At 49.1% G+C, this 18,844-nt stretch carries 23 protein-coding genes; 18 read left to right on the top strand and 5 right to left on the bottom strand.

All coding sequences use genetic code 11. From position 1 onward, the window contains the following. The first annotated feature begins 33 nt into the window (after positions 1-33). From AUC31_RS13145 to AUC31_RS13130, 4 genes are all read left to right on the top strand, one after another. Positions 34-810, top strand: a complete 777-nt coding sequence (locus AUC31_RS13145) for a sulfite exporter TauE/SafE family protein (RefSeq protein ID WP_058382755.1) — start codon at positions 34-36, stop codon at positions 808-810. Positions 811-1,475: 665 nt separating this feature from the next. Beyond that, positions 1,476-3,584 carry a type IA DNA topoisomerase gene (locus AUC31_RS13140; RefSeq protein ID WP_058382756.1) on the top strand — a complete coding sequence of 703 codons (2,109 nt, stop codon included), beginning with the start codon at positions 1,476-1,478 and terminating at the stop codon, positions 3,582-3,584. 36 nt (positions 3,585-3,620) lie between these two features. Further along, a complete protein-coding gene (locus tag AUC31_RS13135; RefSeq protein WP_058382757.1) occupies positions 3,621-3,827 on the top strand; it encodes a heavy-metal-associated domain-containing protein in 207 nt (68 codons plus the stop codon). A gap of 167 nt (positions 3,828-3,994) precedes the next feature. Beyond that, positions 3,995-4,186: a hypothetical protein gene (locus tag AUC31_RS13130; protein WP_058382758.1), complete on the top strand. Its 192-nt coding sequence runs from the start codon at positions 3,995-3,997 to the stop codon at positions 4,184-4,186. A 44-nt stretch (positions 4,187-4,230) separates the two neighbouring features. On the opposite strand, the gene AUC31_RS13125 is transcribed toward AUC31_RS13130, so the two are convergent. Beyond that, a complete protein-coding gene (locus AUC31_RS13125) occupies positions 4,231-4,935 on the bottom strand; it encodes a Na-translocating system protein MpsC family protein (RefSeq protein WP_058382759.1) in 705 nt (234 codons plus the stop codon). 160 nt (positions 4,936-5,095) lie between these two features. Between AUC31_RS13125 and AUC31_RS13120 the strand changes: the two genes are divergently transcribed. After that, positions 5,096-5,581, top strand: coding sequence for a DUF2243 domain-containing protein (locus tag AUC31_RS13120; protein WP_058382760.1), 486 nt, complete (start codon positions 5,096-5,098; stop codon positions 5,579-5,581). Positions 5,582-5,602: 21 nt separating this feature from the next. Here the strand turns inward: AUC31_RS13120 and AUC31_RS13115 are convergent, their stop codons facing one another. Continuing rightward, positions 5,603-6,187: a protein-L-isoaspartate(D-aspartate) O-methyltransferase gene (locus AUC31_RS13115; protein WP_083509184.1), complete on the bottom strand. Its 585-nt coding sequence runs from the start codon at positions 6,185-6,187 to the stop codon at positions 5,603-5,605. A gap of 107 nt (positions 6,188-6,294) precedes the next feature. On the opposite strand from AUC31_RS13115, the gene msrA reads away from it, so the two are divergent. The 6 genes from msrA to AUC31_RS13085 all read left to right on the top strand — a co-directional run bounded on the left by msrA (position 6,295) and on the right by AUC31_RS13085 (position 10,471). Continuing rightward, positions 6,295-6,966, top strand: a complete 672-nt coding sequence (gene msrA / locus AUC31_RS13110; protein ID WP_058382761.1) for a peptide-methionine (S)-S-oxide reductase MsrA — start codon at positions 6,295-6,297, stop codon at positions 6,964-6,966. 117 nt (positions 6,967-7,083) lie between these two features. After that, the gene (locus AUC31_RS13105) at positions 7,084-7,278 is read left to right on the top strand and encodes a PLD nuclease N-terminal domain-containing protein (RefSeq protein ID WP_174520006.1); all 195 of its coding nucleotides are present in this window, start codon (positions 7,084-7,086) and stop codon (positions 7,276-7,278) included. Next, a complete protein-coding gene (locus AUC31_RS13100) occupies positions 7,275-8,156 on the top strand; it encodes an ABC transporter ATP-binding protein (protein WP_058382762.1) in 882 nt (293 codons plus the stop codon). The genes AUC31_RS13105 and AUC31_RS13100 overlap by 4 nt, the downstream gene beginning before the upstream one ends. Continuing rightward, positions 8,153-8,938, top strand: a complete 786-nt coding sequence (locus tag AUC31_RS13095) for an ABC transporter permease (protein WP_058382763.1) — start codon at positions 8,153-8,155, stop codon at positions 8,936-8,938. Before AUC31_RS13100 ends, AUC31_RS13095 begins: the two co-directional genes overlap by 4 nt. 202 nt (positions 8,939-9,140) lie before the next feature. Then, positions 9,141-9,968 (top strand): metallophosphoesterase, encoded by an 828-nt coding sequence (locus AUC31_RS13090; RefSeq protein ID WP_058382764.1) that lies wholly within the window; start codon positions 9,141-9,143, stop codon positions 9,966-9,968. Between the two features lie 23 nt (positions 9,969-9,991). Continuing rightward, on the top strand, positions 9,992-10,471 hold the full coding sequence (locus AUC31_RS13085) for a GNAT family N-acetyltransferase (protein ID WP_058382765.1): 480 nt from the start codon (positions 9,992-9,994) through the stop codon (positions 10,469-10,471). An 83-nt stretch (positions 10,472-10,554) separates the two neighbouring features. Here the strand turns inward: AUC31_RS13085 and AUC31_RS13080 are convergent, their stop codons facing one another. Further along, positions 10,555-10,881, bottom strand: coding sequence for a CHY zinc finger protein (locus AUC31_RS13080; RefSeq protein ID WP_083509183.1), 327 nt, complete (start codon positions 10,879-10,881; stop codon positions 10,555-10,557). A gap of 146 nt (positions 10,882-11,027) precedes the next feature. Between AUC31_RS13080 and AUC31_RS13075 the strand changes: the two genes are divergently transcribed. The 4 genes from AUC31_RS13075 (at position 11,028) to AUC31_RS13060 (ending at position 15,546) form a co-directional block, all read left to right on the top strand. After that, complete coding sequence (locus AUC31_RS13075; RefSeq protein ID WP_058382767.1) at positions 11,028-12,041, top strand: GTPase; 1,014 nt, start codon at positions 11,028-11,030, stop codon at positions 12,039-12,041. 77 nt (positions 12,042-12,118) lie between these two features. Next, complete coding sequence (locus tag AUC31_RS13070) at positions 12,119-12,799, top strand: response regulator transcription factor (protein WP_058382768.1); 681 nt, start codon at positions 12,119-12,121, stop codon at positions 12,797-12,799. Next, complete coding sequence (locus AUC31_RS13065) at positions 12,789-14,192, top strand: sensor histidine kinase (protein WP_058383780.1); 1,404 nt, start codon at positions 12,789-12,791, stop codon at positions 14,190-14,192. Before AUC31_RS13070 ends, AUC31_RS13065 begins: the two co-directional genes overlap by 11 nt. A gap of 178 nt (positions 14,193-14,370) precedes the next feature. Next, positions 14,371-15,546, top strand: coding sequence for a S1C family serine protease (locus tag AUC31_RS13060; RefSeq protein ID WP_058382769.1), 1,176 nt, complete (start codon positions 14,371-14,373; stop codon positions 15,544-15,546). Positions 15,547-15,606: 60 nt separating this feature from the next. On the opposite strand, the gene AUC31_RS13055 is transcribed toward AUC31_RS13060, so the two are convergent. Beyond that, positions 15,607-15,834, bottom strand: a complete 228-nt coding sequence (locus AUC31_RS13055; RefSeq protein ID WP_058382770.1) for a hypothetical protein — start codon at positions 15,832-15,834, stop codon at positions 15,607-15,609. A gap of 58 nt (positions 15,835-15,892) precedes the next feature. After that, the gene (locus AUC31_RS13050; RefSeq protein WP_058382771.1) at positions 15,893-16,597 is read right to left on the bottom strand and encodes a type 1 glutamine amidotransferase domain-containing protein; all 705 of its coding nucleotides are present in this window, start codon (positions 16,595-16,597) and stop codon (positions 15,893-15,895) included. A 157-nt stretch (positions 16,598-16,754) separates the two neighbouring features. On the opposite strand from AUC31_RS13050, the gene ytvA reads away from it, so the two are divergent. The 3 genes from ytvA (at position 16,755) to AUC31_RS13035 (ending at position 18,825) form a co-directional block, all read left to right on the top strand. After that, a complete protein-coding gene (ytvA, locus tag AUC31_RS13045; protein WP_237150768.1) occupies positions 16,755-17,519 on the top strand; it encodes a YtvA family blue-light photoreceptor in 765 nt (254 codons plus the stop codon). A 220-nt stretch (positions 17,520-17,739) separates the two neighbouring features. After that, positions 17,740-18,024: a hypothetical protein gene (locus AUC31_RS13040; protein WP_058382773.1), complete on the top strand. Its 285-nt coding sequence runs from the start codon at positions 17,740-17,742 to the stop codon at positions 18,022-18,024. A gap of 108 nt (positions 18,025-18,132) precedes the next feature. After that, positions 18,133-18,825, top strand: coding sequence for a YqjF family protein (locus tag AUC31_RS13035; protein ID WP_058382774.1), 693 nt, complete (start codon positions 18,133-18,135; stop codon positions 18,823-18,825). The last annotated feature ends 19 nt before the right edge of the window (positions 18,826-18,844 follow it).

Here is an 18,844-nt window from a genome sequence, read left to right as displayed (position 1 = left end):
GAGCAGAAATGCTTTTTGGGAAGGTGAGTTTCCATGAGTATTGATTTTATGATTGTTATTTTCTTGATCGGTTTTGTCGGTTCCTTTATTTCGGGGATGGTCGGAATCGGCGGTTCCATCATCAAGTATCCGATGCTGTTATATATCCCGGTCATGCTGGGATACACGGCATTTTCAGCACATGAAGTATCAGGCATCAGTGCCATTCAAGTATTCTTCGCGACAATCGCGGGGGTATGGGCATACCGGGGCAGTGGCTATTTGAATAAGTCCCTCATCGCCTATATGGGCGGCGCCATTTTAGTCGGGAGCTTTATCGGCGGGTACGGCTCGACTCTTTTGTCTGAGTCGGCTATCAACATCGTCTATGCCATCCTGGCAACCATCGCAGTCGTCATGATGTTCATCCCGAAAAAAGGCTTGGATGACATTCCGGCAGATCAAGTGACATTCAATAAGTGGATTGCTGCAAGCCTGGCGTTCATCGTCGGAATTGCGGCAGGAATCGTTGGTGCAGCAGGCGCCTTCATTCTGGTGCCGATCATGCTGGTCGTCTTGCGTATTCCAACTCGCATGACCATTGCGACTTCGTTGGCGATTACATTTATCTCATCCATCGGTTCAACGGTCGGTAAAATCGTCACCGACCAGATCCTGTATGGTCCGGCTGCCGTGATGATCGTGGCCAGTATCCTGGCAGCTCCATTGGGTGCAAAAGTGGGCCAAAAAGCGAACACCAAATTATTGCAGTGGATCTTGTCGCTGTTGATTTTAGGTACAGCGATCAAAATTTGGCTCGATATTCTATAAGAACGAAAAGCTTTCGGCAGCTGCCGGAAGCTTTTTTTGTGTTCTTAAGTACATGCGATTTTGTTTCAGGCTTTGCAGGAAGCGATTTCCCCACTAGCCGGCAACTGAATATAGAAGCAGATCTATCTAATCAATCTTCGTACAATGAAATCTTCAAGCCGCCAAGCGCCAAGGGTGAGCCGACGCCATAAGGCAAGTGCTCTTCTTGGCTTATGGCAAGAGGCCAACCCAAAGCAGGGCGGCGAATACCAAGGTGAAGCTCGAATCCACTTCAGCAACATGTCCACAGGAAAACCCTCATTCTCTATTTCTACGCTAGACTAGGGACGCGATTTCCCCACTAGCCGGCAACTGAATATAGAAGCAGATCTATCTAATCAATCTTCGTACAATGAAATCTTCAAGCCGCCAAGCACCAAGGGTGAGCCGACGCCATAAGACAAGTGCTCTTCTTGGCTTATGGCAAGAGGCCAACCCAAAGCAGGGCGGCGAATACCAAGGCGAAGCTCGACTCAACTTCAGAAATATTGCCACAAGCCCCCCCTATCTTCATTTAAAACCCGTCCAACAAAGCAGTTAACTACTGAAATGCCAATTAGCTTTCATTTGGATTTTTCAGTGGAAAGAGTACAATGAAACAAAGAGCATGGGAAAGGAAGAACAGCATGAAACCAGTAATTGTAGCCGAAAAGCCGAGCCAGGCGAAAGCGTATGGCGATGCGTTCAAGACGGTGAAGCGGGAAGGCTATATGGAAGTGGCGCCGAATCCGATTTTCCCAGAAGGTGCGTTCATTACCTGGGGCATCGGCCATCTCGTCGAACTGAAAGAGCCGAAAGCCTACGACCCGAAATGGGGCAAATGGTCGCTCGCTTCTTTGCCGATTCTGCCGGTCGAATACCAATTCCAAGTAGCGCGCGGCAAATCGAAGCAATTCAATATCATCAAAAAACTCATGAAAGAAACCGATACTGTCATCAATGCCTGCGACGTAGACCGCGAAGGCTCGAATATTTTTTACAGCATCTACCGGCAGACCGGCGTGCGCGGCAAAAAAATTAAACGGCTGTGGATCAATTCACTCGAAGTGGATGAAGTGCGCGAAGGGTTCCGCAATTTGCGCGACAACAAGGAAGACCTGCGCCTGTACGAAGAAGCGCGGGCGCGTCAAATCAGCGACTGGCTGGTCGGCATGAACGGCTCAAGGCTTTACTCACTGCTGCTTCAAGAGCGCGGCATCCACGAAGTATTTGCGATCGGACGCGTCCAGACGCCGACGGTATTTTTGATCTATCAGCGCCAAAAGGAAATCGAGGCGTTCAAGCCGGAGCCGTTCTACGAAATCGAAGGGAAATTCAAAGCCGCGAAAGGCAGCTATAAAGGAAAAGCGAAACTGAAAGCGAAAGAGCGTAAAAAAGCGGAAGAGCTCCTGGCTGCCCATGAGTTGACGGACGGTAAAGCGCAAGGCCACATCAAAGAATTGAAGACGGCGGAGAAGCAGATCCCGCCGCAGCCGCTGCACTCCTTATCCAGCTTGCAGGCAGCCGCGAACCGGAAATGGAAATACAGCCCGCAAAAAGTGCTGTCAGCAATGCAGAAGCTCTATGAGAAGAAGCTGGTGAGCTATCCGCGGACCGATTCGCGCCATATCACATCGGCAGAGTTCGGCTATTTGTCAGCCCAAGTGGAGAGTTACCAAAAGCTTATCGATGCACCGTTTCCGATTGCTTCAAAAACACCGAAAAAGCGTTTCGTCGATAACACAAAAGTGCAGGAGCATTATGCCATCATCCCGACGAAGAGCTTGCCGACAGCCCGTAAAATCGAAGGGTTGCCGCAGGACGAACGGCATTTATACGAAGAAGTGATGCGTACGACGCTCGGCATGTTCCACCGGGATTACCGATATGCCGAAACGAAAGTCGTAACTGATGTCAAAGGGCTTGAGTTCCATACAACGGGCCGGATAGAACTCGACAAAGGCTGGAAATCCTTATTTCCAACAGCCAAAGAAACGAAGCAGGATCCGCCGCTACCTGAATTGGCGGCACACGAGCAAGTGGCGGCAGCGGTTGCCATTATTGAAGGCACGACCACTGCGCCGAAGCCCTATACGGAAGGGCAGCTGATCGCCATGATGAAAACCTGCGGGAAGTTCGCGGAAGACGTAGCCGACAGCGAAATTCTCAAGGAAGTCGAAGGGCTCGGGACAGAAGCGACGCGCAGCGGCATCATTGAAACGATTAAGCGGCATAATTATATTGAGGTTAAGAGAAATATCGTATCAGTCACAGAAAAAGGGCGCATGCTATGCCAAGCGATTGAAGGCAATTTGCTGTCGAGCCCATCGATGACCGCAAAATGGGAAAGCTATTTGAAGAAAATCGGCAAAGGCGAAGGCTCGTCGGAAGTGTTTCTTGCCACTATTGGAAAATTCATCGAGAAGCTGCTGCAAGATGTCCCGGAGCAGTTGCGCAATAATGGCATGCCAGATCAAATGCCAGCCTTGCAAGGAACGGAAATTGCGATATGCCCGCGCTGCCGAAAAGGCTCGATTGTTTCGCGCAGGGGCTCATATGGCTGTACGGAACACGCCAATGGATGCAAGCAGTCGTTTCCATCGGTATTTTTGAAAAAAAGGTTGACCGCCAAACATATCGAATACTTATGCACCAGAGGGAAAACCCCTGTCATTAAAGGATTCGTTTCGAAGAACGGCAAAAAGTTCAATGCCAGCCTGGAATTGGAAGAAGGCAAATTGAAAATGAAGTTTTGATATTTCCCAGGAAATGCACAGGAAGGAGAATCACTGATGAGAAAAATGACGATATTTGTAACGGAAGCGAAATCACAACGCCCCATTCGCGAACTGGAGGATTTACTGCTGAAAGAGCCAGGCGTTGAACGGGCTTTGGTGAACGTAGCAGATGGCGAAGTCAAACTGGAGCTGGACGAAACGGAGATCAAGGAAAGCCAGATTATCCGTCTCATTAAAGAAGCGGGATTTCACGTGGAGTGATTTCTTTGCCACACAGTGGGTGTTCCTGTACAATAGGAATCATTGAAAAGCAATAACTGTATATAACAGGTCAAATGCCGCGGACCATAGCGCCGGAGGCAAAGCCGAAAAGATTCCTTTCATTTTGAGAGGCTCTTTTCGGCTTTTTTTATAGGGGGGAAGCAGTCATGGGTTATTTTGTAGATCATCGAACGAAAAAAATCCATCATAGCCAGTTTGCAGGAGATAGCTGCGGCTTTTTGCAAACGCCTATAGATCAAAGAGAGTTTACCGATAAACTGGAGTATGTGGAGAACTTGGCAGAAAAGGAATACGAACATTGCCCGCATTGCCAAACTGCACAGTCGACTGTCGGTTAAATTGGATAGAGAAAAAAAGCCGCCAATTGGGCGGCTTTTTCATGTTAAGAATGTTTATTCGGCTCAAGCAAGACAAGAATATAACTGATGTCCGTCGAGAATTCCCAATCGAGGAAAATCTCACGGATATCCCGTTTGAGCAGATCAGGGAACGGGGTTTCCTTCAAAAGCAAGCGCTTTTCGAGAGGCCGTTTCACTTGTTTCAGTTCTTCGGCCAACCCATTGCGAATCAATTCACGTTCAATTTCCACTAAGAAGCCCGTCCGTTCAATCAATAAGGTCCGGTCATTCAACCAGAACAACTCGGTGCTTTCAGGTTTTTTTTCGGCTTTTCGGCTGGCTTCCACGACTGAATCGTGAAGGGCTTCTTGCGTTGCATCGGACTGCCAGTCAAATTCAGCGGCAGCTTCCCGGCTAGCCATGACCCCGATAAGCATGCCGGTCTGGTTTTCCAGATGCCAATCGGAATAAATCGATTCGACTTTTTCGCCAGAAGCACGGGAGAAGGCAGCGCAAATATCTGGCTTCAGTTCCTCGATCAGCAAATGGCGGATTTCCATCACGCGCCTAAACTCGTTTTTCTGGAGCAAAATCTTTTCTGTCGGGCTTAGGAAACCTCTGAGGTGGACGATGACAAAAGGTGGTTTCACAATCACGAATACAGATGTCGGGCCTTTCCCGAAGTGTTCACGGATGACGGTTGAAATATAGCCGCCGATTTCACTTTGCATGGTTTTGGAATTCTGCAAATGGGTCGCCTCCTTGAATAATGTAATTGGTGTGCGGGATATGGCATTGTCTATTATGTTGGACGTGCAATGCACTGAACAGCCCAGCGCGATTAAGGGACCGGCAGAGCGGGTATAAATGGAAAACGGATACGGACGGAATTCAAAAGGGGTGGATCGAATGGTTTCGGCAGAACGCAAGACAGATCTTACGACAGCAAGAAACCGGCGCGTCCACACTTCCCGGAACTTTTGGGCAGGCTTATTGTTCGGTGCCGGGATGTTTTCAGTGCTCGAGCAAAGCATTTTCCATTTTTTCTTGCAATGGCATCATTTCTACGAAGGCAATGGTCCCCAAGCGATTTTGACGGGGGAAGGAATTTACCAGGTCATCGGCTGGGCGTTGACGGTTTTGTCTCTATGGATTGCTGCCGATTTGGCTAGGCGCAAAGCCTTTTGGCCAGCGCGTTTTTCAGGGAGTGCCTTGATTGGAGGCGGCGTGCTGCTGATATTCGACAGCTTGGTGTTCCGCCTGCTATTGAATTTGCATACAGTCAGGGACACTGGCGACCCCGTTTTCTATGAATCGCTATGGCTCGGAACAGCCGCTTTCCTGTTTTTGCTCGGCTGGTCGGTCTTGCGCAACGCCTCGAGGGATGGCGATTAATCCCCTTTATTCTACTATACCCTAATTTTCATACTTCCCTTTCAATGGGACAAAGCGGACAGCTTCGAGCGCTGTCTTTTCCAGTTTTCCATCGATGGTTTTATCGATGGCGAGAAGGTCCTGACTGTACCGACTGCCGACAGGGATAATCATGCGTCCGCCGTCAGCTAATTGGTCCACCAATTCTTTTGGAATATCCGAAGCAGCGGCAGTGACGATGATCCGGTCGTACGGTGCGTGTTCAGGCCAGCCGAGGCTGCCATCGCCCAGCAGGAACGAGATGTTTTTAAATTCTTTCGCTTCGAGCCGCTTTTTGGCGCTCTCAGCTAGCTGTGGAATCTTCTCGACTGTGTAGACCTCACGTGAAAAAGCTGCCAGTAGCGCTGTCTGAAAACCCGACCCTGTGCCAATCTCCAGCACTTTGTGATGGTCGTCGAGAGCGAGTGCAACGGTCATTTCCAACACGAGTGAAGGTTGTGAAATCGTCTGTCCATATCCAATTGGCAAAGCTTCGTCTCGCCCTGCATCTTGCTGGTGGCGATCCATGAACGAGCCCCGGTCAAGTGAGCGGAAATAAGCGGTGATGTCCTGTTTACGTACAGTCATGCAGATACACCTGCTTTCGTTCGATTTGTTTGATGGACTCCTTGCTACTATCATAAGGAAAAATGGCCCGAAGCACAAAGGGTGGCTCTTAAGGAGAGGAAACGCATATGGAAAGCACAATAATTTCAGTACTTGAACAGGACTTGCCAGATACAGCGAATCTTGAAACCGCAACCTTTGGGATGGGCTGCTTTTGGAGCCCGGATGCACAGTTCGGTTCATTGCCCGGCGTGATCCGGACACGGACCGGCTATGCAGGCGGCACTTCGGACAATCCTACATACAGGAAGATGGGAGACCATACTGAAACCATCCAAGTAGAATTTGATCCCGGACAGATTTGCTTTGAAGAAATCGTCAAGGAATTTTGGCGCAGCCATTATCCGAACCGTGATGCATACAAAGGTCGCCAATACATTTCCTTGCTATTTTGGCAGTCCGAAGAGCAAAAGCACATCATCGAGAAACTGAAGGCAGAAAAAGAGCAGCAATTGAACGAGCCGGTCGAAACGGAAATCCGGCCGTTCGACGGATTTACGGAAGCGGAGGAGCGCCATCAGAAATATTATTTAAAACGCTATCCGAAAGCGCTTGAACAATTGGCAGAACTTTATCCCGAGCTGGGGCTTCTGACACCGTCGACTTTCGCAGCCCGGCTGAACGGGTTTGTCAAAGGCTTCGGCAGCCGTCAGCAATTGATCGAAGAAATCAACGGATGGCCGATTAACAAAGAGCACAGGGATGCTCTTCGGCAAGTGCTGCTCAAACTGAAATGGTAATGTGATGAGTGCTGGAAAGACCGCTGATTGCGGTCTTTTTTTATGCTGTTGCAGGGAGAGCCGACAGCCATACCGAAATAACAATAGAGAAAAAAGATGCAGGGGGGGAACGTGGACATGTTGGATGAACGTACAATTCTATTGGTGCTGCCCATTTTGGTTTTGCAGATCGCATTGATGATATTCGCATTAGTGGATTTGATCAAAAACCCAAATCCGAACGGTCCGAAGTGGATGTGGGCGGCGATCATTGTCTTGTTGAATATTATCGGGCCGATTCTGTACTTTGTCATAGGGAGGCGGAATTATTGAACGTATTGGAAGTCAGGTCATTAACGAAGCGCTTTGGCACCGAACAAGCAGTTGACGGGTTGGGCTTCGAGCTTGCAGAAGGCAGTGCAACGGCATTGATTGGCCCAAACGGTGCTGGAAAGACCACGACGCTGTCGATGCTCGCTGGGTTGCTGGAAGCGACAGCAGGAGAAATCCAGCGCAAGAAAAACTTATCGATCGGCTTTTTGCCGCAATACCCGCGATTCTTTCCCTGGCTGACGGCTTTGGAATTTACGGAAATGGCCGCTAAGCTGAGCGGCGTCGATTCGAAAAAAGCCCGCCAGCAGGCAGAACGGACATTGGGGTTTGTCGGGCTAGGTCAAGTAGCCAATAAGAAAATCGGCGGCTTTTCAGGAGGCATGAAGCAGCGGCTCGGATTGGCGCAAGCGATGGTGCACCAGCCAAGCTTGCTGTTATTAGACGAACCGATTTCTTCCTTGGACCCGACCGGGCGAAGGGAAGTGATGGAATTATTGAAATCACTGCTTGGCCAAACGACGATTCTTTACTCTACCCATATTTTGAACGATGCTGAAGAAATGACAGACCAGCTATTGTTTCTGCAGAATGGCCGCCTCGTGGAACACGGTTCCCTCAGCCAGGTGCGCAGCCGCTATGCGGACCCGCAAATTCGGATTCGCTTTGAAAACACTAACGCTGCGGAAAGGTTTGTGCGTGAATCGCCGTGGCCATCTGCTGTTCAAGGCACAGCAGTTATTGTGCCTGTAAAAGCGGAGGGGCCGATCATGCAGGATGTGTTCCGTTTCCTGTCAGTGAAAAGCCTGCCTGTGGTTGGAGTCGAACAACAGACCGCCAGCCTGGAAGATATTTTCCTGAAGGTGGTGGCTGGAAAATGAAGCAATTTTCGACACTGCTGTTGAAGGAATGGCGTGAGAACTTGCGCAATTTTAAGATTTTCTGGATTCCCGTCGTCTTTATTCTGTTGGGCATCACAGAACCTTTATCGAATTATTACCTTCCTCAGATTCTCGATGCCACAGGAGGGTTGCCGGATGGTGCTGTTATCGAACTGCCGGATCCGGAACCTGAACAATTGATGGTCGCGGTCATGGGTCAATTCCAGTTGATCGGCATGCTTGTCCTCGTTCTCGCTTATATGGGGAGCATTGCGGGCGAGCGCAGAAACGGAACGGCGACTCTTTTATATGTACGGCCATTATCGTATGTATCCTATTTCCTCAGCAAATGGCTGATGGCTTCCATTGTAGCGTTGATCAGCGTATGGGCAGGTTTTTTGGCTGGTTATTATTACACGGCTGTGCTGTTTGCGGCAGTTCCGTTCGGTGAGTTCCTGGCGTTTGCGACGACGTATAGTTTATGGCTGGTATTGGTGGTCACTTTGGTGCTATTTGCGAGTGCGTCGATGCCGAATGCGGGTTTGGCTGCTGCGTTGACGCTTGCCACGTTGCTTATTTTGCAGCTTATCGACAGCCTGTTCGGCAGCCGCTGGGAATGGTCGCCGCTGAAGCTTCCAAATTATGCAGCGTCTTTCCTGGATATCGGGCCGGATGTGACAGCACTGATCTGGACGCTTGCGCTCTCGCTGGTGTGCTTGATTGGATTGGCGGCACTGGGCATTTGGTTCTCGAAAAGGAACCGCGCGAAAACGAAAGTATAGAAGCAATCAGCGATTAGCTGATTGCTTTTCTTTTGGGCGAATGCTGGTAGAATAAGAACAGGATTTGGCACAGCGCTGGAGAGTTTTTATGCTGCAGCGGATTGGCACTCAAGCAGAACTGCTATGATGCCAAGCCAGGACTCGTGCACAATGGCCGATAAAATGGACGCACGGGCCACACTAACGAATTGAGGAATAAAATATGAAGAAACTGATTGCATTGATTTTTGTCGCATTGCTCCTGCTGGGATTTGCCTGGGTCAATAATAACTGGATTGTCACGACCGAATATTCGGTCCAATCGGAAAACGTGCCGGCTGCATTTGCCGGCAAGCGCATCGTCCAAGTATCGGACCTTCACAACGCTGAATTTGGGAATCAACAGCAATCCTTGTTGGATAAAGTCGAAGCGGCGAATCCGGATGCCATTTTCATTACCGGGGATTTGATTGATAGCGACCGCTACGACCTGGAGAGAAGTTTGGCGGCTGTTGATGGGCTGGTTGAGATGAGTGAAGTGTATTATGTCATCGGCAACCACGAAGTATCGTCGAATCGGCTGGATGATGAAATTGTCCCTGCCTTGGAAGAACGCGGTGTCCAAGTGTTGCGCAATCGCTCGGTCATGTGGGAACAGGATGGGGAAGCGATACAAATTGCGGGTATCGACGATCCGTTAATGGATATCTATCTGCATGAAGAGGAGTTTACGCGCAACAGCATCGCAGAAGCTGGGCTCAACGACGCGTTTACTTTGCTGCTTGCCCATCGGCCTGAACAATTGGAGACTTATGCAAGCGAAGGCATCGATGTCGTTTTCGCCGGGCACGCACACGGCGGCCAGATTCGTATCCCAGGGCTTGGCGGCTTGATCGCCCCAGGGCAAGGCTGGTTTCCAAGCATGACAGAAGGCGTCTTCGAATCAGGGGACACGCAGCTTGTGTTGAGCCGGGGACTTGGGAACAGTGGATTTCCACTGCGTGTTTTCAATTTGCCCGAAATCGTGGTTGTGACGTTGGAGAATGAATAACTAGTGTAGGGGGACCGATTTTTGTGATTAGAAAAAGTGAAGTGACGCTGCATTGCTATACCAAAAGAACAGATGTCTCTTATGATCTCCCAGCGGACCAGCAGGAATTCACCATTATGCCGCAAGAACTCATCAAGCGGGATGCGGGGAATCCGGAAAAGCATTTCATCGTCATCCGCGCGCGCGGCGAAGTGGCCGGATTTTTCGAGCTGGATGAATCGGAGGACCGGAAACGCTATTCCGATAACCCAAAAGCTTTGCTATTGCGCGGCTACTCCGTCAATCCTAAATTTCAAGGGCGCGGCATCGCAACCGGCTCACTTGAAGCGCTGCCTGCTTTTCTGCAAAAAGAATTCGAAGCTTTTGACGAGATCGTACTCGGCGTCAATGCACGCAATACCGCTGCGCAGAACCTCTACAAAAAAGCCGGTTTTGAAGACACCGGCCGAAGAGTCATGGGCAAAAAAGGCGAGCAATTCGCAATGTGCCTGAAAGTGAAATAACTTATCCCAAAATCGCCCGAAACGCTGTGAAAAACGGCTTCTTGGGCGATTTTTTTATTAAGTGGAAGTTAATCCCAATAATCTTAAACTTCGAAATATAAGTGCTTATGTAAATTACAGCCGGGGTTAAAAGCAGCGGCGCAACGCGGGCAGGAAGAAGCGCAATCGAGATAGTCACGGATGGACAGCTCGTTGCCGCATGCTCCGCAAAGAATGGCTTTTTCGTGGAACTGCTCTTTCGGCCAGACAGACGTATCGCCGCAGCCCGCGGCCTCATGGCAAGCAAAGCAAGGAAAATATTTTCCGCAGCAATGGAAGCGAATGGCAATTCGATCGTTTTCCGAATGATAATGGCGGCAACGGGTTTCAGAATCGACATCGAGCCCAATGACGGGAGGGCGTTCACACATGGACAGACACTCCTTTTAAAATCGTCTATTTTTTCATGCTACTATGAATTGGAGCCGGTGGCGAGTGCAGGGGATGGCTGAAAATGGTCGCGAACGCCCCCAGCCTTTATAATAAGGTTAAGTACCTTGAAGGAGGAGACGGGCCAATGGTTAAGGAATTCGAAGATGAAGTCATGCGTGCGATGGATAAAGTGTTTGAAGATGAGATGAAGAAAGTGAGCGATACGCTCGAGCAGGATTTGCTGATCTCATTGATCGGCGAAGTCAATGCCGGGAAATCGACAACGGTGAATAAAATCATCGGTGAAGACATTGCCAGCACCAATCCGATGCCTGGCGAGACGGTCAGCGTAGATCCTTACAACATCCGCGGCCTCGAAAACATCAAGTTCATGGATACGCCCGGGCTTAACGACCCGAATGATGAAAACCCTAAAAAGACATTGGAGTTCGTCCAGCAATCGGATGTCGTGCTATTTTTCCTGAACGCTGCCGGGACAGTCTTTTCAGATAGCGAAAAACAAAAATTCGCCGAGATCGAAAAACACAATAAAGACATCCTCATCGTTTTAAATAAAATCGATGCAGCAGAAGATATCCCCTCGATCATCAGATTCATCAAAGGGCACACAAACAATAAATACAAAGTGATCCCAGTGTCTTCAAAAACAGGGGAGAACTTGGATCTGCTGAAGAAAGAAATTTTGCTGTTGCTGGAAAAGAAGGGGAAAGACCTGCTCTTCGCCAAAAGCATGAAAGAGAAATCGTCGGCTGCCACGCGCTGGATCGTGGGGGCCGGGGTCTCAGCTGGAATCATCGGCGCGTCACCGATTCCAGGATCGGACGTATTGCCATTGACGACGCTGCAGGTCGGACTCATCGTCAAATTGTCGAATCTGTACGATAAGCCTTTAACAAAAAAAGCGGCAAAAGACATGATCGTCATTACTGCTACGCAGACCATTGGCCATACCCTCTACCGCCAGGCGTTGAAATTTATTCCGGGGGCAGGTTCGGTCATCGGGGGAACAGTGGCGAGCTCCATGACACTGGCGCTTGGCTACGGCGTAAAATATGCGTACGAAAACAATATCGCCATCGATTACGAGATGATCGGCAGCCTCTATGATAAGCTGAAAAAGCGAGAAAAGAATGCTTAAACCATGTGGCCGCCCCGTTTCAGGGCGGCTTTTTAGACTTTATGTGCACATGAAAGCGGAACTTGGAGGTGGGAATCATGAAAATTTTGGTGGTGGAAGACAACCCGAGTGTCAGTTCAATGCTGGAATTGTTTTTTTCAAAAGAAGGCCTAGAAGGTGAATTCGCTGGAGATGGGCTGGAAGGCTACCATAAATTCCAGGAAGGGGATTTTGACCTGCTGATCCTGGATTGGATGCTTCCAGGAATGGACGGCATCGCGCTGTGCCGGAAAATCCGCGAAACGGGAAGCGAAGTGCCGATCATCATGCTGACAGCGAAAGACAGTGAATCCGACCAAGTGATCGGCTTTGAAATGGGAGCAGATGATTATGTGACCAAGCCGTTCAGCCCGTTGACCTTGATGGCGCGCATCAAAGCAGTAACCAGAAGGGCGCGAAAAGGCGAAGCGGCTGAGGACGGCATCCGCACATCCCATTTCCATGTCAGGAAAGAAACACGCGAAGTCGTCAAAGACGGCGAAGCGATCGACAATCTAACACCGAAGGAATTTGATCTGCTGGTCTTTTTCCTGCAACATCCGAAGCAAGTGTTCAGCCGGGAGCAATTGCTCGAACAGGTATGGGGCTATCAGTTCTACGGCGATGAACGAACGGTAGACGTCCATATTAAACGGCTGCGCAAAAAAATTCCGGAAGGGGACCAGCTCTTCCATACGGTGTGGGGAGTGGGTTATAAATTTGAAGAACTTGCGGGTTAAGTATTTCTATCAATTGATTGCGAGCCATATGGGCGTCCTCGTGTTTGCGGTGGCCATTTTAAGCACGCTGTTCATTTTCTACGGCGAGCGGGTGGCGTATTCGGACAAGGCGGAGGAGTTGGAGCGCTACGGCGAGCAGATCCTCCAGGAACTGGAACAGGCACGCCCAGGTACAGATCTGCAATCCTATGTAACGGTGCTTGAAGCGCAGAACATCAATTTCATCGTCTTCGACCAGCAAAGCCGGATTCTTTATCCAATCAACGGCAATTTTCCGTCGGTCGAGCTGACTCCTGAAGAATGGAATGTCATCGAACGCGGCGAAACCTTGGTCGTCTACCGGGATGTCGAACGCTTTGAGCGGTCGATGACGTTTGTGGCGCTGCCGTATGTCGAAGGCAGCACGCTCGCTGGCGGCGTGTTATTGGCTTCGCCTGTGAGCGGAATCCGGGAAATGGTGACGGAATTGAATCGGACGCTTGTCGCGGTGATTGCCATTTCCTTGCCATTCGCCTTGCTGCTCAGCCTCTTGCTTGCCAAAATTCACGTGACACGGCTGCAGCGCATGCGAAAAGCGACTTCGATGATCAGCGAAGGACATTACCAAGTCAATTTGCCGGAATCGAATTTTGACGAATTCGGAGATTTGGCGCATGACTTCAACGTCATGGCGGACAAATTGCAGCGCTCCAATGAAGAAATCGAACAGCTCGAAAACCGCAGGCGGCGCTTTATGGCGGATGTCTCTCATGAGATGAGGACGCCGCTTACGACCATTGCCGGCATCATCGAAGGCTTGAAGAGCGGTATGATCGAAGAACAGCAGCGCGAAAAAGGCATCCGTCTTGTAAGTGATGAGACGAAGCGGCTCATGCGCCTCGTCAATGAAAACTTGGATTACGAGAAAATCCGGTCGAATCAAGTGACGTTGATGAAAGAAGAGATCGAAGCAGCCGAGCTGTTGGAAATCATCCAAGAACAGCTGCAATTACAGGCAGCCGAAAAAGGCGACCGCTTGTTAATCGAAGCCGAGCCAGGTGAGATGATTTATGGGGATATGGATCGGTTGATTCAAATCCTGGTGAACATCGTCAAAAACAGCATCCAATTTACCGAAAACGGCGATATTTTCCTGCGCGCCCGCTCGGAAGACGGCGCATCTGTGCTGGAAGTGGAAGATACCGGAGACGGCATCGAGGTCGACGAATTGGAAATGATTTGGCGCCGCTTCTATAAAGCGGATATGTCGCGCGGAAGCGGCCAGTTCGGGCTGGGCCTCTCCATCGTCCGCCAGTTGGTTAATTTGCACGACGGAGAAATCTCAGTGGAAAGCGAAAAAGGCAGCGGAACCAAATTCACGATCCGCCTGCCGCATAAACAATCAAATAAGTAATTGAAACATTGAAAGCCTGCCGGTTGTTGCGGCAGGCTTTTTGGCATCTGGCCTACGCGAAAACTTTACATTTCTGTTGCATGTTTGGTCATAATTTTTTCATATCTGCTTTGTATGATAAGAATATCGAAAGCCATAAGGCAAACGACAACCAATCATTAAAGGGGATGGAAAAATAATGGGCTACTACAATACAACACGGCAAGACAATCAGAAAAATCCGTGGAAACGCTATATGGCTTCCAGTTTCGGAGGCGTATTGGCAGGTGCGTTGCTGGTAGGCACGCTAGTCACTGGAACCGATTTGGGTGAAACGGAATCCGCCACTGCCGGCGTCCAAACGAGTGAACTGCAAAGCGACTCGGCGATTGTCACGACAGACGTGACAGAAACCGTTGACGCGACGGCAGAGGCTGTGGTCGGCGTATCCAATCTGCAAGCAGGCAATAATCCATTTGCCCAAACCTCTACACAAGAAGCAGGAGCAGGATCAGGCGTCATCTATAAAAAACAAGGGGACGATGCATTCGTCGTCACCAACCATCACGTAGTGGAAGGCGCTGAAAAAGTTGTTGTGACTTTGGCGAACGGCGAAGAACTCGAAGCGGAAGTGCTCGGTTCGGATGTATGGACCGACCTTGCTGTTCTGAAAGTCGCGGGAGCGCAAATTGACACAGTTGCAGAGTTTGGCGATTCTTCCGTGCTGAAATCAGGCGAGCCAGTCATTGCAATCGGCAACCCGCTTGGCCTTCAATTTTCTGGGTCGGTGACAACAGGCGTCATTTCTGGGACAGAACGCGCTGTCCCGATTGATATCAATAAAGACGGCCAGGAAGATTGGCAGTCAGAAGTGCTTCAAACCGATGCCGCGATTAATCCCGGCAACAGCGGCGGCGCATTATTGAATGCACAAGGCCAAGTCATTGGCATCAACTCGATGAAAATTGCACAGGATGCAGTGGAAGGCATCGGACTTGCGATTCCGATCAATTCCGCGATCCCAATCATCTCGGAACTTGAAGGAGAAGGGGAAGTGTCCCGTCCGTCTCTAGGCGTCGCATTGCTTGAACTGGAACAGATACCTGCAGAAATTAGAAATGCAGAATTGAACCTTCCGAGTGAAGTGGAAGATGGCATTGTCGTCCAATCGGTACAGGAAGGATCGGGCGCAGCTGAAGCAGGAATCGAAGCGAAAGATACCATCGTTGAATTGAATGGCCAAGCTGTTTCTTCTGTTTTGGAACTTCGCCAATATCTCTATACGGAAGTGGAAGAACAAGGGACTGTGACGATTAAAGCTTACCGGAATGGCGAATTGAAAACTTTCGACGTCCAATTGAGTGAACAAATTTAAGGACATACAAAAAAGCGGCAGACAGGAAATACTGTCTGCCGCTTTTTGCACCGAACGCCATTAATTTCCGAATAGGCCGAACCAGTCAAAACCGATGGCAAATCCGACAATCACCAAAACGGCGATCGCAAAAATGATCAATCCAAGCTGTAACGGCGGATAGCCTGTTTTCTTCGGTTCTTCAAGCCCTTCTTTATGTGCTGACGTCTTGTGGTCAACTTCTTGCTTACTCGTTTTCATGTACTCCTGTTCCCTGTCTTTTTCATTATGGTTATTTTTATTATCCATTCCATTTCCTCCTCCAATAGTCGGTATTATTGTGCAGCTTATTGCTTCAAGCGAGTGCTCAGTCCAGGTGTTTGTCGAGTTGATGCTCTTCCAGTTCGGTCAATTTCTTCGCCAATTCACGGCCGAATGCTCGTGAGGAACCAGGATCGCGGCCAGTCAGGAGGCGGTCGCTGCCCCAAACAAAGTATTCGTCTTGGCCATCGCCCTTGTCGTATTGCGCAATTTTGGCCATTTCATCTTCAAGGCTGAATGGCAAAAGCCCGTCGACTTCTTCAGGCTCCATATCGTTCGGATATCCTGTCACTTTCAAGCCTTGCAATAAGGGCTTGCCGTCTTTCGTTTTCGTGAAAACAAGCGGGGCCGGCCCGTGGCAAACAGCAGAAACGATGCCGTCTGTTTCGTGGACGACGTTGATGACGGCGTGCAGATTTTCATCATGCGCCAAATCGAACATCGCGCCATGGCCGCCGACGATCATAATGGCATCGTAATCACTTGCCCGTACATCGACGACTGGTGTTGTCTTATCTGCGATGCCGGAATCGTATAATTTTTTATATTTGCCTTCGGGGTCATAAGCCTTATCAAGGCTCAAAGGATCGACGACCGGTTTACCGCCGTCGATGGAAGCGAGACCTACTGAATGGCCTGCTTTTTCAAGTTCGGATAAAGGCTCGAATAATTCTTCTGCCCACCAGCCGGTTACGTAATTATGCTCTTCGTTTGAATAGCCGCTTGATAATACTGCCAATACTTTTGCCATTTGCGTATCCTCTCCATTTCTTTAGAAAGCTCTTGTTGTACATTTACCCTTTGACGGATTCCTGAAACTTCCGGAAGTTCCCGGTTTTGGCTGTGCGCCATGCTGTGTTAAAATAATATGAGTAAAAATTTGAGGTGAACTAATTTATATGGAGAAAATGGAAGTGGGTACACAGATTCAGCTGCTTGAAGCCATGCTGGACGGCAGCAAAGTCGGCACCATCGTCACAGATCCCGCAAAAGAAGACAATCCAATCATTTATGCAAACCATACATTTACGGAAATGACTGGCTATGCCAAAGAAGAACTCCTCGGCCAGAACTGCCGTTTCCTGCAAGGCCCGAAAACGGCTCCTGATGCCATTGACCAAATTCGGCAAGGCATCAAAAACCAGGAAAAAACGACCGTGATTTTACGCAATTACCGAAAAGACGGAACACCGTTTTGGAACCGCCTGGCGATTGCCCCGGTAACTGTCGAAGAAAAGCTCTATTTTATCGGTACCCAGACAGATATTACCGTTGAAAAAATGCAGCAAGAAGCGCTCAGTGAAAATGAAAGCGAAATCGAGAAACTGATGTTGCCGATTTTATCGATACAGCCGAACGTTGCTACGGTAGCACTCGTGGGGACGATGAGCTTGCAGCGTTTTGAAGCATTGAAAGTGAAATTATGCGAATACGTCAGCGAGCATCGGATTGAGCATGCGCTTCTCGATATTACCGGATTGACATGGAACGAGGAATCTCCACTCCATTGGTTCACACAGATTTGCGAAGCGCTCCGCATTATGGGAAGCCATCTGTACATTACCGGTGTCACTCCCCAAGCGGCAACCGAATTGGTGCGTGACTTGGACCGGGACAATATGCTGAAAACCTACTCGAGCATCGAGAAGGCATTAGCTGATATTAATGAATAGACGAATAATTGATAAGCCTCATTCAGGTAGAATGAGGTTTTTTTATGTGTTTATTTTTACAATAAAAGGAATTTTAATATTGCTTTTTGATCTATTGTCTAAACAATACTATTACTATTTGGTTAATAAACTGAAAAAATAGTTTATTCGGTTTTAGTCTTTTAAGGCTGGGTAGATTATTAGGGAACAGAAATTCCAGATTTTCCAAGGAGGCGTAACGATGGGAACAGACCATAACCAGCGTGAAGAACCTGAAAATCATGAGATCCCGGATAAAGAAGATAAGAAATTCAATGCAGGGGGCAATAGCTCGGATTACGATGGCGGGCAGCCCCAGGACAGCATTCCCGGCAGTGAAGGCAGAGTCGGCGAGACAAAAGAAAGCGCACAGAAAGAACTACAAAAGAAAGAGTTTAATGCAGGGGGCAACGATTCCGATTATGACGGCGGGCATCCGAAAGACGCCAAGGAAAATAGCGAAGGACGGATAGGTGGAGACAAATAATCGAAAAATAAGGTGAAGACAAGTTGAAAGGATAAACGTATGAAACGGGACGGAGAATTTTTCTTTGTCCTGTTTCATTATGAATATTTTTAAAAGGGAGATGGATAGATGAAAAAGCCATGGATCATGGCGCAGACCTGGCGGGATCTGGTGTTTTTGCATTGGCCGATTTCGCCCGATGCACTGCGTCCATTTGTGCCGGAAGAACTAGAAATTGATTTATTCGAAGGCCGAGCGTGGGTCGGCGTCGTTCCGTTTATTGCCGATCACACGCGTCTGCGCTTTTCTTTGCCATTTCCCATTGTGGGAACCTACCGCGAATTGAATGTAAGGACCTATGTAACGTGTAACGGCCGGTCTGGAGTCTATTTTTTTAGCCTGGATGCCGATAGCCTGCCAGCGGTAAAAGCGGCGAGTGCAGGGAGATTTCTTCCATACCGATATGCCCGCATGAAAGTTGTGAAAAAAGACAGGCGTTATGCATTTACGAGCCGCCTCGCTAAACCAGTTATTGGCGAGAGTTTCCGGATGGGCTTCACGCCAAGCGCCGGAATGCTGGAGGCATCAGAGCTCGAGCGATGGCTGACGGAACGTTATTGTTTATGGACAAAGCCGAAAACGGTCCTGTACCGTGTGGATATTGATCACGTCCCGTGGCAATTGCAAAAAATTCATATAGAAATAGCCGAGAATTCGCTTGCTGGATTTCTTCCTGCTGGATGGAATAGGCAAGAGCCGCTAGCCCATTTCTCAGCGCTGCAAAAAACACGGTTTTATCCACCTGTGAAGGAAACGATTTGAAAAGCCGGCCACATGGAGT

It is taken from the genome of Planococcus rifietoensis, assembly GCF_001465795.2.
GTDB lineage: Bacteria > Bacillota > Bacilli > Bacillales_A > Planococcaceae > Planococcus > Planococcus rifietoensis.
Note: the sequence above shows the minus strand (reverse complement) of the source record. Positions and strands in the feature narration are given on the sequence as shown.

What these genes read in the sequence shown, in the direction of transcription:
- AUC31_RS13145 (WP_058382755.1), top strand. Translation starts at nt 34, where the DNA reads ATGAGTATTGATTTTATGATTGTTATTTTCTTGATCGGTTTTGTCGGT.
- AUC31_RS13140 (WP_058382756.1), top strand. Translation starts at nt 1,476, where the DNA reads ATGAAACCAGTAATTGTAGCCGAAAAGCCGAGCCAGGCGAAAGCGTAT.
- AUC31_RS13135 (WP_058382757.1), top strand. Translation starts at nt 3,621, where the DNA reads ATGAGAAAAATGACGATATTTGTAACGGAAGCGAAATCACAACGCCCC.
- AUC31_RS13130 (WP_058382758.1), top strand. Translation starts at nt 3,995, where the DNA reads ATGGGTTATTTTGTAGATCATCGAACGAAAAAAATCCATCATAGCCAG.
- AUC31_RS13120 (WP_058382760.1), top strand. Translation starts at nt 5,096, where the DNA reads ATGGTTTCGGCAGAACGCAAGACAGATCTTACGACAGCAAGAAACCGG.
- AUC31_RS13115 (WP_083509184.1), bottom strand. Translation starts at nt 6,187, where the DNA reads ATGACTGTACGTAAACAGGACATCACCGCTTATTTCCGCTCACTTGAC.
- msrA (WP_058382761.1), top strand. Translation starts at nt 6,295, where the DNA reads ATGGAAAGCACAATAATTTCAGTACTTGAACAGGACTTGCCAGATACA.
- AUC31_RS13105 (WP_174520006.1), top strand. Translation starts at nt 7,084, where the DNA reads ATGTTGGATGAACGTACAATTCTATTGGTGCTGCCCATTTTGGTTTTG.
- AUC31_RS13095 (WP_058382763.1), top strand. Translation starts at nt 8,153, where the DNA reads ATGAAGCAATTTTCGACACTGCTGTTGAAGGAATGGCGTGAGAACTTG.
- AUC31_RS13090 (WP_058382764.1), top strand. Translation starts at nt 9,141, where the DNA reads ATGAAGAAACTGATTGCATTGATTTTTGTCGCATTGCTCCTGCTGGGA.
- AUC31_RS13080 (WP_083509183.1), bottom strand. Translation starts at nt 10,881, where the DNA reads ATGTGTGAACGCCCTCCCGTCATTGGGCTCGATGTCGATTCTGAAACC.
- AUC31_RS13075 (WP_058382767.1), top strand. Translation starts at nt 11,028, where the DNA reads ATGGTTAAGGAATTCGAAGATGAAGTCATGCGTGCGATGGATAAAGTG.
- AUC31_RS13070 (WP_058382768.1), top strand. Translation starts at nt 12,119, where the DNA reads ATGAAAATTTTGGTGGTGGAAGACAACCCGAGTGTCAGTTCAATGCTG.
- AUC31_RS13060 (WP_058382769.1), top strand. Translation starts at nt 14,371, where the DNA reads ATGGGCTACTACAATACAACACGGCAAGACAATCAGAAAAATCCGTGG.
- AUC31_RS13055 (WP_058382770.1), bottom strand. Translation starts at nt 15,834, where the DNA reads ATGGATAATAAAAATAACCATAATGAAAAAGACAGGGAACAGGAGTAC.
- AUC31_RS13050 (WP_058382771.1), bottom strand. Translation starts at nt 16,597, where the DNA reads ATGGCAAAAGTATTGGCAGTATTATCAAGCGGCTATTCAAACGAAGAG.
- ytvA (WP_237150768.1), top strand. Translation starts at nt 16,755, where the DNA reads ATGGAAGTGGGTACACAGATTCAGCTGCTTGAAGCCATGCTGGACGGC.
- AUC31_RS13040 (WP_058382773.1), top strand. Translation starts at nt 17,740, where the DNA reads ATGGGAACAGACCATAACCAGCGTGAAGAACCTGAAAATCATGAGATC.
- AUC31_RS13035 (WP_058382774.1), top strand. Translation starts at nt 18,133, where the DNA reads ATGAAAAAGCCATGGATCATGGCGCAGACCTGGCGGGATCTGGTGTTT.